This window comes from Curtobacterium sp. MCJR17_055 (assembly GCF_003224335.1).
Taxonomy (GTDB): domain Bacteria; phylum Actinomycetota; class Actinomycetes; order Actinomycetales; family Microbacteriaceae; genus Curtobacterium.
The window spans coordinates 295,802-307,813 of record NZ_QKLF01000002.1; the positions used below are offsets into that span (position 1 = coordinate 295,802).

A 12,012-nucleotide genomic window follows, 5' to 3' on the forward strand; every position below is an offset into this window, starting at 1 on the left:
CCGGTCAGCTCGTGGTGGTGTCCGCCTCGGCCGGGTCCGTGCCGTCGTCCGACCCGTCCACGTCCGTCGGGTCGTCGTCGCCCACCGGTCGGCCCGTGCCCACCGGGTGCTCGGCGACCAGGGCCGCGAAGTCCTCGTCGAGGAGCTGTTGCACGCGCTCCTCCCGCCCGATCTCGTAGTCGTCGGCCGGCCGCTGCGCCCACCCGAGTCGTCCGACGACCGTGGTGCCGATGTCGTCCCAGGCCCGGGCCCGGGCGGCGAGCACGATGCCGTCGACGAAGTACTGGTCGTCACGCCGGGCGTCGAGCCGCTCGGCGAGTTCCTCGTAGGTGGCCTCGCGCGTCCGGAGCTTCAGGTCGTCGCCGCGGCGGTAGTCGTGCTGGTGCTGCGAGCGGCCGCCCTGCTTGCTCGACCGGACCCGGATCGCCCGCATCCGCTCGGCGTCGGCACGCTGCTCCTCGGCCATCCGGTGCAGTTCCTGGCGGGCGGCGTCGGCGATGAGGGCGTGGTCGAAGTACCCCTGGTCGCGTAGGGCGTTCGTGATGATGCGGTTCGCCACGGCCACGGTGACGGCGGCCTTCGCGATGAGGAAGCCCTCGTCCACGGCGCGCTTCAGTTCGACCTGGCTGACGGGTCGGTCGCGCACGTCGGGCTTGCGTCGTCCGAACAGTGCCATGCGACGACGATACCGGCGACGGACGACGGTCCGCCCGGAGACGGACACGGATCACCGCCTGGAAGGACGCCACCGGTCCGCCCCGCTCGTACCGTCGAGGTCATGGTCATCACGCACGACTCCCAGCGCACCGGGCTGGGCACCGCGAGCCTGGTGCTCGGAATCTGCTCACTGCTCGCGGGCTGGACGTTCGTCGCCCCCGTCGTCGGGCTCTGCCTCGGCATCGCGTCCCGCGGTCGGGAACCCGCCGCGCGCGGCCGCGCCGGGTGGGGGATCCTGCTGAACCTCGTCGCGCTGGCCTTCTGGATCCTGTTGTTCGTCTTCGGGCTCGGGCTGGGTGTCCTCGCCACCTGGCAGTCGGTCGTCCAGGGGTCGTGACGGACGGGAGGCGCGGTGCCTGCTGGCACCGCGCCTCCCGTCCGTCATCGCGACCTCGCGACCTCAGGGCTCCGTGATGAAGCCCTTCTTCACCATCCACTCGAACGCGACGTCGGCGGGCTCACGTCCCTCGACGTCCACCTGGCGGTTGAGTTCCTGGAGCACCGCGTCGGTGAGCTCCGGCGAGATCTGGTCGAAGACGCCCTCGAGCTGCGGGTACTCCTCCAGCGTCGAGGTCGACAGCACCGGGGCGACGTTGTACGCCGGGAAGAACCCGCGGTCGTCCTCGAGGACGCTCAGCCCGAGGGACTTGATGCGGCCGTCGGTGGTGAAGACCTCGCCGAAGTTACACGTGCCGCGGTCGGTCGCCGTGTAGACGGTTCCGGTGTCGAGGATGTCGACCGCGTCCTTCGCCACCGCGCTGTCGCCGGAGCCACCGAGATCGAGGCCGTACTTCTCGAGCATCGGCTTGAAGCCGTCCGCGCGGGAGTTGAACTCGGACTCGACGCAGAACGTGCGCTCGTCGGCGGGCAGCTCCGCGATCTGCGACAGCTTCGTGATGCCGCCGAGGTCGTCGACCGCTTCCTCCCGCACCGCGAACGCGTAGGTGTTGTTCATCGGCGCCGGGGCGAGCCAGGTGAGGCCGTTGCCGGCGTCCTCGTCCTTGACCGCCTGCCACTGCTCGGTCTTGTCCGGGATGCCCTCCTTGTGGGCCATGAAGGTCAGCCACGCCGTGCCGGTGTACTCGTACGTCATGTCGGCGTCGTGCGAGGTCATGAGCTGCCGGACGGCGACCGACCCGGGCACGTTCGTCTCGTCGGTGACGTCGAAGCCGGCCGCCGAGGCGGCGAGGACCGCGATCTTCCCGAGGACGAGCTGCTCGGTGAAGTTCTTCGACGTGACCGTGAGCGGGGCGTCCTCGGGCAGGCTGTCGATCCGCTCGATCGTGCCCGGCGCCGCCGCCGGGACGAAGGACGCGGCGGGCTGCAGTCCGCAGCCGGCCAGGAGGCTCGTGGTGACGCCCGCCAGGGCGGCGGCGGTCAGCAGGCGGCGGGGTCGCGGGCTGCGGGTGCGTGCCGTGCGGGTCATCGGAGTCCCTTCGGTCGGGCGAACGTCTCGACGATGCGGCCGAGCCAGTCGATGGACAGGGCGAGCAGGGCGATGAGGAGCGCGCCGGAGACGAGCACCTTCGGCAGGAACAGGTTCACGCCCGTGGTGATGAGCAGCCCGAGGCCACCGGCACCGATGAACGTCGCGAGGGCGGCCGAGCCGACCAGGAGCACGAGCGCGGTGCGGATGCCGGCGAGCATGACGGGCACGGCGAGCGGCAGTTCGACCTTGAGCAGGACGGACGCCGCGCTCATGCCCATGCCCCGGCCGGCCTCGACGAGTCGGGCGTCGACGCTCTCGATGCCGATGATCGTGTTCCGCAGCACGGGCAGGATCGCGTAGAGGACGAGCGCGACGACGGCGGCCCAGAACGTGAACCCGAGCCAGAAGGCCAGGAGCACGACGAGCCCGACGGCGGGGGCCGCCTGACCGAAGTTCGCGACCGCCAGGATCGCCCCGCTCGCCTTGCGCAGCGGTCCGCGGGTCAGCGCGACGCCGAGCGGGATGGCGACGACGAGCACGATGACGGTCGACACGACGGTCAGCAGGACGTGCTGCCAGGCCAGGTCGAGCAGCCCGGAGGGGTTGAGGGTGCTGCGCTCGGTCGCGGTCAGGTCCGCGTTGGCGAGCCAGACCGCGAACGCGGCGAGGACGACGAGGATCACGACCGGCTGGATGACCAGCCCGCGCCAGCTCGTCCGCTCCCCGGTCGCCGGGGACGCGGTGACGACGTCGCTCACCGGTCGTCCCGGCCGTCGGACGGGACGGTGTCCGCGTCGAACGAGTCGTCGGCGGACCCGGCGGGCTCGTCCCCGAGGTCGGCGGCCGCGCTGCTCGGCATCGCCTGGAGGGGGTTCGTGTTCGTCCCGACCGGGGTGTACGCCTGGTCCTCGGCGGCCGCGGCGCGGGTACGGGTGATCGCGTCCATGACCGTCTCGACCGTGATGACGCCCTGGAAGGCGTCCCGGCGACCGGTCACGAGCGCGGCCCCGGCGCTCGAGACGAGCATGGTGTCGAGCGCGTCGTTCAGGGTGGACGCCTCGGAGACGACGGGCAGGTCCGCCTCGATGCCCTCCGGGATCCGGTCGAGGCGCTCGAGCTGGCGGCGCGACGGCCACCCGATCGGCCGCTGCCGCCGGTCGACGACCACGGCGTGCCCGTGGCCGCCTGCCTCGCGCATGCGCTGCAGGACGGCCTCGGCCTGCTCGCCCGGCGAGCACGTCACGGCGTCGGCCAGCCCGACCTCGCGGACACGGGTGAGCGTGAGCTGCTTCAGACCGGCACCCGACCCGATGAAGTTCTCCACGAACTCGTTCGCGGGCTCGGCGAGGATGCGCTCCGGGGAGTCGTACTGCACGATGTGCGCGCCCTCGGAGAACACGACGATCCAGTCGCCGAGCTTCACGGCCTCGTCGAAGTCGTGCGTGACGATGACGATCGTCTTGTGCAGCTCGGCCTGGATGCGGATGAGCTCGTCCTGCAGGCGCTGCCGGGTGATCGGGTCGACGGCGCCGAAGGGCTCGTCCATGAGCAGGACGGGCGGGTCCGCGGCGAGCGCGCGGGCGACGCCGACGCGCTGCTGCTGACCGCCGGAGAGCTCCCGCGGGTAGCGGTCGCGGTATGTGTCCGGGTCGAGCGAGACGAGGTCGAGGAGCTCGTCGACGCGAGCGGCGATCTTCTCCTTCGACCAGCCGAGCATCTTCGGCACGACGGCGATGTTCGCCGCGACCGTCATGTGCGGGAACAGCCCGCCGGCCTGGATGACGTAGCCCATCCGGCGGCGCAACTCGTCGCCGTCGATCTTCGTCACGTCGTCGTCGCCGACGACGATGCGGCCCTCGGTCGGCTCGATGAGGCGGTTGATCATCTTCAGCGTGGTGGTCTTGCCGCAGCCGGAGGGGCCGACGAGCATGACGATCTTGCCGGCCGGGATCTCGAGCGTGATGCCGTCGACCGCGGGCTTCGCCTGGCCCGGGTACCGCTTCGTGACCTGGTCGAGCAGGATGCTCCGGCCGGTGACGTCGGTGTCGGGCGCGGTGGTCGGGGAGTCAGTGCTGGACACGGATACCTCTCGAGGTGGTCAGGCGGCCGAGGCCGAGGAGCAGGAGGTCGAGGACCAGGGCGAGCAGCACGACGCCCACGGTCCCGACGATCACGGAGTTGAGGGAGTTCGCGCCGCCGAGACGGGAGAGCCCGGAGAAGATGAAGCTGCCGAGTCCCGGACCGAGCGCGTACGCGGCCACGGCGGCGACGCCCATCACCATCTGCGCGGAGACCCGCACGCCGGTGAGGATGATCGGCCACGCCATCGGCAGTTCGACCTGCACGAGGGTGCGGAAGCGGCTCATCCCGATGCCGCGGGCCGATTCGACGACGGCCGGCGGGATCTCGTTGAGCCCGACGACCGCGTTCCGGAGGATCGGCAGCGCGGCGAAGAACGTCACGGTGACGACGGACGGCACGACGCCGAACCCGAGCGGCACGAGCAGCAGGCCGATGACGGCGAAGGAGGGCAGCGTCAGCCCGATCGTGGACACCTCGTTCGCGGCGGACCGCAGACCGGGGATCCGGTAGACGAGCGCCGCGAGGACCACGGCGATGACGGTCGCGAGCACGACGCACTGGACCACCAGCGAGAAGTGCTGCCAGGACGAGAACCAGATCTGGTCCCATCGCTCGGCGATGTACTGGAACACCGGTTCTCCGCTCCCTCCGGTCGGCTGTCCGTCCCACGGAACGGGGTACGGACGGCCCCAAGCTACGCAGGTCGCGGACGTCGGACCGGCGGGCTGGCGACCGTTCCTGGGTGGACACCCATGGAACGCGCGAGGAGAACCCCTGATGAGGGCACAGCTGTACCGGGGACCCTGGGAGAACGGTAACGATCGGGCGGGACGGTCGGCTACAGGCCGGATCCGCGCCTGCCGGCCTCTGCCCGGAGCGCGACCGACCGCAGGGCCACCCGTGCCTGTTCGTGCACGGCGACGCGCTCGGCCGTGAGGAGCAGGCCGGCGACCTGTTCCGCGGTCCGGTCACCACCGTCGTTCCACCGGGTGAGGTCTCGCACGCGGGCCATCCGGACGTCCGGAGCGGGACACCACGTCACCGGGGACCCCTCGGGCACGGCGAGCGCGTGCCACACCAGGTCGAGCGAACGCTGCACCGACTGGGCGTGCACGGCGTGCGGGCCGCCGGCCGCGTCGACGACCGCACCGACCAGACAGGCCCCGACGAGCGGTCGGCCGACGACCTCGATGGCGGCGGCGCTCGAGGCGGTCCGGGTGCGTCCGCGGTCGTCGAGGTAGGCGAACCACGCGTGCTGGACCCAGCCGCGCTCCACGACGGCCCGAGCGTCCGACAGCACGCGCTGCAGGTCCACCAGTTCGGCCTGCTCCGCCTCGAGGCGCCGCAGTCGTGCGGCGGTCCGTCGGGCGGCGAGGTGGTCGAGGACCCGCCGCACCCGGCCACGCCGGTCGGGGACGGCTCGGGAGGAGGGAGCGGCGTCGGTGGCGACGTCGTGCTGGACGCGGAACTCGAGGGTCATGAGGCCCCTCCCGATCTTCACGTGCACGGATGGTGTGGGGGCACGCTAACCCCGTGCCCGCGGCGGCGGTAGCCCCCGCCCGACGGTCGTGCGCGAACCGGAGGGCCGGTCGGTCAGTCGTCGAGCACGGCGTCGATCGCCCGCCGTGCGACCGCGCGGGACGACGCCTCGTCGCTCACGGCGAGCGCCGAGGCGATCGAGACGGCCCAACCACGCGCCCGGCCCCACGTGTGCGGGTCCAGGCTGGCGTCCTGCGCGGTGACCCGACGTCGGAAGTCGGCTCGGGCCTCCCGGCCGAAGGTGAGCCAGGCGGTGGCGAGGTCGACCGCCGGGTCCCCCGCGGTCACGTCGCCGAAGTCGACGACGGCGGACAGCCGGTCCCCGGTCGGGCCGGGCGCGACGAGCACGTTGAACGGGTGCAGGTCGCCGTGCACCCAGACGGGAGGCCCGGCGTGCTCGGGCAGGTCCGCCGCCGTCCGCCAGAGCGCGGCCAGTTCCACGGCTCGCGGTACGGGGTGCGACGACAGCCGCTCGGTGACCGCCTCGGTCCTGGTGTGCAGCGGGACGGCGCGCACCGGGTTGGTCGGTGCGTCGGCCGGCGCGGGGACGTGCAGTGCGGCGACGAACGCGGCGAGCGTCCCGGCGACGGACGGGCTGCCGGTCCGGGCGCCGACGGGCACGCCGGGGAACCACGGCACGACGCTCCACGACCACGGGAAGCCGGAGCCGGGTCGACCGGTGCGGACGGGGACCGGGACGGGGACGACCCCGCCGACGAGACGGGCGAGCCCGGGGAGCCACCGCTGCTCGTGCTCGACCAGCGTGGCCGCGGCGGCCCGCCGGGGCAGCCGGACGGCGAGGTCGGGGCCGAGCCGGAGGAGGACGTTGTCCCAGCCGTTCGCGACGACGGTGAGTGGGCGGTCGGCGAGGTCCGGGTGCTGGTCGGCCAGCAGCGCCCGGACGAGCGGGACGTCGACGTCGACCTCGGCTTCGGGCGTGGGCACGTCGCGATGCTAGCCCGGCGGTCGTCCGGGTTCGTGTCGTACCGTGCCGCCATGCATGCTTGGCGGGAGCCCGCGCGGTGGGCCAGGACCGGACGGTGGCTGCTGGTGCCGATCGCCGTGCTCGACTGGTTCGCCCTCGTGCCGCAGGTGGTGTTCGTGGTGGCGTTCTCGATCGCCGTCGTGGGGCTGGTCGGCATGGGTGCGGCGCTCGTCGTCCGCGCGCTCGGACGGCGGCGCGGCACGATGGCGGCGCTCGGGGTCCTCATGCTCCTCGGTGGCCTGGCGATGTTCGGGCTCGACCCGTTCCCGGGATCCGTGCCGTTCCTCGACCCGTGGTGGCCGGAGGTCCTGACGCAGCCGCAGCACGTCGGGAGCGCCTACTGGCAGCTCGCGGCCCTCGGCGTCGTCCTGACCGGCTTCGGGCTGCTCGCGACCCTGCTCGTGGCCGCGTTCACCGACGGGCCGCGCCGCACCGTCCGCTGAGGCGTCCGGGCGCGCTGGCCGGCCCGGGTGCACGGTCCGGGCGCACGGGATCGCGTGCCGTCAGGCGGTCGGCTGCTCCGCGGTCCCCCGGCGCGTGACGACGACGAGCGTCACGTCCGTCGGCGGGTCCTCGTCCCCGAGCAGTCCGCGGACCCGGTCGACCAGGGCCGCCGTGTCCGCCGCACCGGCGACCGCCGCAGCGACCTCGTCGAGGGTCGCGAACCCGGGCAGCGTCGTCAGGCCGTCCGAGGACACGACGAGCCGGTCACCGACGGCGAGGTCCAGCGCCACCACCGGGTGCTCCTCCGCCGCACCGCCGACCCCGATCGGGAGCGCGGACGGGAGCGCCCGGTGCGTTCCGTCCGACCGGACGAGCAGCGCGGTCCCGAGCCCGGCGTCCACCAGGTCGACGTGGCCCGACGTCGGGTCGAGCCGGGCGTGCACGAGCCGGGCGACCGCGTCCGCGACCCGCAGGTCGGGGGCGACCTGCGCCTCCAGGCCGGGCAGTGCGGACGCGAGCGGTTCGTCCACCCGCGCGACGAGTGCCCCGCGGACGGTCGCCGCGAGCAGCGCGGAGGCCGCACCGCCGGTCGCGACGGTGCCGACCGTGACCGCGAGGGTCCCGTCCGCCGCGACCCGCCAGTCGGCGACGTCACCGCCGCCGTCCGGACGTCGTGCCGTCACCGTCGCGAGCTCGAGTCCGGGGACCGCCACCGGGTCGGGCACCAGGCCGGTCCGGACCCGTCCGAGACGGTCGCGCTCGAGCGCGTGGCCGAGCTCGCGCTCCGCCCAGTGCGCCAGGTCGCGCAGCAGCGCGAGGTCCTCGTCGGAGAACGCGCGCGGCTGCGCGTCCATGATGCAGAGCGTCCCGACGCGGGTCCCGTCGTCCATCGACAGCGGCGCACCCGCGTAGAACCGGATGCCGTGCTCGGCCACGGCAGCGGTGTGGGCGAACCGCTCGTCGAGGGTCGTGTCCGGGATCACCATCGGCGCCGGGGTGAGCACGGTGGTGGCGCAGAACTGCTCACTCGCGGGCACGCTCGACCCCTGGTTCCACCCGAAGGTCGACTGCGTCGTGACGAGGTCGTGGTGGACGAGGTTGAGGAACGTCAACGGCACGCCGAACGCCTCGTGCGTCATCCGGGTGATCCGGTCGAAGCGCTCTTCGGGCCCGGCACCGAGGACGCCGAGCGCCTCGACCAGTGCCGTGCGGTGCTCGGCGTCCTGCGGTGTGCTCACACGCCCTGTCTACGCGCTCCCTCGTCCGTGAACCAGTCCCTCGGGTGGGGGTCGGCGGTGAGCTGCCGACGTGGCCCGGTCGGCGCCGCCCACTGTGCGGCGTTCGCCAGCACCCGCTGGATGTCCGGGTGGTGGTACACCGGGTACTCCTGGTCGCCGGGCGAGAAGTAGAACACCTTGCCGAGGCCGCGGCGGTAGGCGACCCCCGAGCGGAAGACCTCGCCGCCGGCGAACGTCGACAGGAAGACCTCCTCGTCGGGGCGCGGGATGTCGAAGTACTCGCCGTACATCTCCTGGCGGTCGATGACGATCGGGTGCGGGACCCCGGCGGCGATCGGGTGCTCGGGCGCGATCGTCCAGACGAGTTCCCGCTCCCCGTCGTTCCGCCACTTCAGCGAGCACGTCGTGCCCATCAGCCGGGTGAACGGCTTCGAGTAGTGACCGGAGTGCAGCACCACGAGCCCCATGCCGGCGTGCACGTGGCGGACGACGCGCTCGACGACCTCGTCCGCGACCTGGTCGTGGGCGATGTGCCCCCACCAGAACAGGACGTCCGTGTCGGCCAGCCGCTCCTCGGTCAGGCCGTGCTCCGGCTCCTGCAGCGTGGCGGTCGTGACGGTGTGCGTCGACGCGTGCTGGCCGTGGGTCGGGTGCGAGCCGTCGGCGCCGTCCGCGCCGGGGGCGAGTCGGGCCTCCAGGCCGGCGGCGACGACCGCGTGGATGCCGTCCGGGTAGTGCTCGCGGACCGTCTCGTCGCCGCGGGTCTCGTGGACGTTCTCGTTCCAGACGACGATGTTCACCGGACGACCTCCACTTCGTGCCCGGCCTGCGCCGACGCGTAGATCGCGTCCACCACGCGGCTGCGGTGCAGGGCGAACTCGCCGTGGTGCCCGTCGTGCAGACCGGAGCGGATGGTGGCGAGGAACTCCTCGATGACGCGCTGGTGGTGACCCGCGGGGACCTGCACGCCCGGGCGGGTGACCGTCGGGACGCCCTGCTCGTCGGAGTACAGGGTCACGGTGCCCTCGGTGGCGTAGTCGCGGACGAACAGCCGCGCGCCGCCGGTCGAGCCGAGCAGTTCGACCTCGATGTCCTCGACGTCCTTCGAGTAGCTCGCCCACGACGCCTGCAGGAGCAGACTGGCGCCGTTCTCGAAGCGGAGCAGGGCGCTGGCGAAGTCCTCGACGTCGAACGGGCGCCCCGTGGCGGCGGACACCGGGTCGCGGTCGCTCCCGCCCCGACCGGCACGGCCGAGCTCGTTGTAGGTCACGGCGCTGGCGGTCACCACGCGGGGCTCGCCCATGAGGTGCAGGGCGATGTCGAGCACGTGCGAGCCGAGGTCGATGAGCGGACCACCGCCCGCGGTCTCCTTGTTGACGAACCAGCTGCGGATGCCCGGGATGCCGGCACGGCGCATCCAGCTCGCGCGGGCGTGGTAGACGTCCCCGATCGGGCCGGTGCCCGGCTCGGCGAGGGCGCCGTCGTCGGTGGTGTCGACGGCGGTACCGGCGGTCTGCCCGCCACGCAGGTGCGTCGCGAGGAACTGCACGTCGGCACGGCGACGGTGGTTGTAGGCGACCTCGAGGACGCGGTCGTTGCGGACGGCCGCGTCGACCATCTCCTGCGCCTGCTGACCGGTCGTGGCGAGTGGCTTCTCGCAGAACACGTGCTTGCCGGACTCGAGTGCGGCGATCGCGATCGGGTGGTGGAGGCTGTTCGGCACGCCGATCGAGACGATGTCCAGGTCGTCGCGGGCCACGAGGTCCTGCCAGTCGGCGTACGCGTTCGGGACGCCTCGGCTGGACGCGAGTTCGCGGAGCCGTTCGGGTTCCTGTCCGGCGAGGGCGATCACCTCCACGCCGGGGAGTGCGGTGAATGCGTCGAGGTGCGTGGTCCCGGCGAAACCGAGGCCGACCACCCCCACGCGCAGCGTCTTCGATGCATCAGTCGTCTGCGACATGCCTCCACGCTACCGAGATTCCGGTCGAATCGATACGACGAGCTCGTGCTGGTCTTTCCTGACCGTTTGGCCTACTTTTTGATCACATCCGCGCAGGCGTCGACACCAGGGGGTGCCGATCAGCGTCCGCGCCGAGGACAGGGGCTCGTCCGATGCAGCACCGCACCATCACCACCGCCGCACTCGCGGCCGTCATCGCTCTCGCCGTGCCGACGAACGCGTGGGCGTCCCCGCACGGCGGTCACCATCATCCGGCACCGACCAGCTCGACCGTGACGTACACGGCGAGCGACGCGGTCATCCCGAACCCCTCCCGCGGGTTCGACCACACCACCGCGACGCACTACCGCGCCGACGGCAGCGGGTACACCCCGCTCGACGCCGCCACGCTCCGTGGCTACCGGTCGGAGGGCGTCACGCAGATCGTCCGGGTGTTCTACATGGAGGCGTTCGCCGACCAGCGACGGCTCAGCCCGGCCTGGCTCCGCCTGGTGCAGCGCGACTACGACACCGCCCGCGCGGCCGGCGTGGGCGTGATCACCCGGTTCGCCTACGTGCAGGGCGGCGACTACCCGTACTCGGCACCGTACGGTGACGCCGACCTGCCCACCGTGCTCGCGCACATCGAGCAGCTCACGCCGACCCTCCGCCGGAACGCGGACGTCATCCCCACGCTGCAGGAGGGGTTCATCGGCCTCTGGGGCGAGGGCTACTACACGGACCACTTCGCCAGTGATCCGGCGAACCCCGGCGTGCTGACGGAGGCGGACAAGGACGCCAGGCGCCAGGTCGTGGAGGCCGAGCTCGCCGCACTGCCGTCGAGCCGCTCCATCCAGGTGCGCACCATGCAGATGAAGCAGGACGCCCTCCGCACGCCGTCCGGCACCGCCGGCGCGCTCACTGCCGCCCAGGCGCACGACGGTTCCGCGGCGTCGCGCATCGGCCACCACAACGACTGCTTCCTCGCCTCGCCGGACGACTTCGGCACGTTCCTGACCGATCCGCTGTCGCTCGACCAGGACTACCTGGCCGCTGAGTCGCGGTACGTCCCGGTCGGTGGCGAGACCTGCGCGGTGAACGCCCCGCGGTCGGAGTACCCGTCCGCCTCGGCCGAGATGGCGAAGTACCACTACAGCTACCTGAACCTCGACTACAACCAGGACGTCCTGGCGTCGTGGGGCGATGCGGGCATGACGGACGCCGCGAAGAAGCTCGGCTACCGGTTCACGATGACGTCGAGCACCGTGACCTCCGGGAAGCACGCGTCGGTGTCGGTGTCGGTCCGCAACGACGGCTGGGCCGCGCCGTACAACCCCCGTCCGGTGCAGCTCGTGCTGACGAACGGCCACCGCCGCGTGACCGTCCCCGTCCGTGCGGATGCGTCGTCCTGGCAGCCCGGGACGACCGCGACGGTCACCGCCTCGCTCGCGCGGGTCCCGTCCGGTACCTGGCGGGTGGCACTGGCACTGCCCGCTCCGGAGCGGTCGATCGCACGGAACCCGGACTTCGCGATCCGGACCGCCAACGTCGGCACGTGGAAGGCCGGCACCGGTGTGAACGACCTCCAGCAGGTCGTCTCCGTCCGACGCTGACCAGGACCCACACGACGCCCCGGCCG

General features: G+C 72.5%; 13 protein-coding genes. 3 read left to right on the forward strand and 10 right to left on the reverse strand.

The annotated features are described in order from the left end of the window. Positions 1 to 4 precede the first annotated feature (4 nt). Positions 5 to 676, reverse strand: a complete 672-nt coding sequence (locus DEJ16_RS05465) for a hypothetical protein (protein WP_110824350.1) — start codon at positions 674 to 676, stop codon at positions 5 to 7. A 102-nt stretch (positions 677 to 778) separates the two neighbouring features. On the opposite strand from DEJ16_RS05465, the gene DEJ16_RS05470 reads away from it, so the two are divergent. After that, positions 779 to 1,054, forward strand: a complete 276-nt coding sequence (locus DEJ16_RS05470; protein ID WP_110824351.1) for a hypothetical protein — start codon at positions 779 to 781, stop codon at positions 1,052 to 1,054. 63 nt (positions 1,055 to 1,117) lie between these two features. On the opposite strand, the gene DEJ16_RS05475 is transcribed toward DEJ16_RS05470, so the two are convergent. The 6 genes from DEJ16_RS05475 to DEJ16_RS05500 form a co-directional block, all read right to left on the reverse strand. After that, positions 1,118 to 2,143, reverse strand: coding sequence for a glycine betaine ABC transporter substrate-binding protein (locus DEJ16_RS05475; RefSeq protein ID WP_110824352.1), 1,026 nt, complete (start codon positions 2,141 to 2,143; stop codon positions 1,118 to 1,120). Continuing rightward, positions 2,140 to 2,904, reverse strand: coding sequence for an ABC transporter permease (locus tag DEJ16_RS05480; protein ID WP_110824353.1), 765 nt, complete (start codon positions 2,902 to 2,904; stop codon positions 2,140 to 2,142). Before DEJ16_RS05480 ends, DEJ16_RS05475 begins: the two co-directional genes overlap by 4 nt. Beyond that, positions 2,901 to 4,226 (reverse strand): ABC transporter ATP-binding protein, encoded by a 1,326-nt coding sequence (locus tag DEJ16_RS05485; protein WP_110824354.1) that lies wholly within the window; start codon positions 4,224 to 4,226, stop codon positions 2,901 to 2,903. The genes DEJ16_RS05480 and DEJ16_RS05485 overlap by 4 nt, the downstream gene beginning before the upstream one ends. Beyond that, positions 4,213 to 4,860: an ABC transporter permease gene (locus DEJ16_RS05490; RefSeq protein ID WP_110824355.1), complete on the reverse strand. Its 648-nt coding sequence runs from the start codon at positions 4,858 to 4,860 to the stop codon at positions 4,213 to 4,215. The genes DEJ16_RS05485 and DEJ16_RS05490 overlap by 14 nt, the downstream gene beginning before the upstream one ends. Positions 4,861 to 5,066: 206 nt before the next feature. Beyond that, a complete protein-coding gene (locus tag DEJ16_RS05495; protein ID WP_146232821.1) occupies positions 5,067 to 5,729 on the reverse strand; it encodes a hypothetical protein in 663 nt (220 codons plus the stop codon). A gap of 92 nt (positions 5,730 to 5,821) precedes the next feature. Then, a complete protein-coding gene (locus DEJ16_RS05500) occupies positions 5,822 to 6,712 on the reverse strand; it encodes an aminoglycoside phosphotransferase family protein (protein ID WP_110824357.1) in 891 nt (296 codons plus the stop codon). A gap of 51 nt (positions 6,713 to 6,763) precedes the next feature. On the opposite strand from DEJ16_RS05500, the gene DEJ16_RS05505 reads away from it, so the two are divergent. Further along, positions 6,764 to 7,195 (forward strand): hypothetical protein, encoded by a 432-nt coding sequence (locus DEJ16_RS05505; protein WP_146232822.1) that lies wholly within the window; start codon positions 6,764 to 6,766, stop codon positions 7,193 to 7,195. A gap of 60 nt (positions 7,196 to 7,255) precedes the next feature. On the opposite strand, the gene DEJ16_RS05510 is transcribed toward DEJ16_RS05505, so the two are convergent. The 3 genes from DEJ16_RS05510 to DEJ16_RS05520 are packed head-to-tail and all read right to left on the reverse strand — an operon-like array spanning position 7,256 to position 10,394. Further along, a complete protein-coding gene (locus DEJ16_RS05510; RefSeq protein ID WP_110824359.1) occupies positions 7,256 to 8,434 on the reverse strand; it encodes a GAF domain-containing protein in 1,179 nt (392 codons plus the stop codon). After that, on the reverse strand, positions 8,431 to 9,234 hold the full coding sequence (locus tag DEJ16_RS05515; protein WP_110824360.1) for a ThuA domain-containing protein: 804 nt from the start codon (positions 9,232 to 9,234) through the stop codon (positions 8,431 to 8,433). Before DEJ16_RS05515 ends, DEJ16_RS05510 begins: the two co-directional genes overlap by 4 nt. Continuing rightward, complete coding sequence (locus DEJ16_RS05520) at positions 9,231 to 10,394, reverse strand: Gfo/Idh/MocA family protein (protein WP_110824361.1); 1,164 nt, start codon at positions 10,392 to 10,394, stop codon at positions 9,231 to 9,233. Before DEJ16_RS05520 ends, DEJ16_RS05515 begins: the two co-directional genes overlap by 4 nt. Before the next feature lie 152 nt (positions 10,395 to 10,546). Between DEJ16_RS05520 and DEJ16_RS05525 the strand changes: the two genes are divergently transcribed. Further along, complete coding sequence (locus DEJ16_RS05525) at positions 10,547 to 11,986, forward strand: DUF4832 domain-containing protein (RefSeq protein ID WP_110824362.1); 1,440 nt, start codon at positions 10,547 to 10,549, stop codon at positions 11,984 to 11,986. Positions 11,987 to 12,012: the final 26 nt, after the last annotated feature.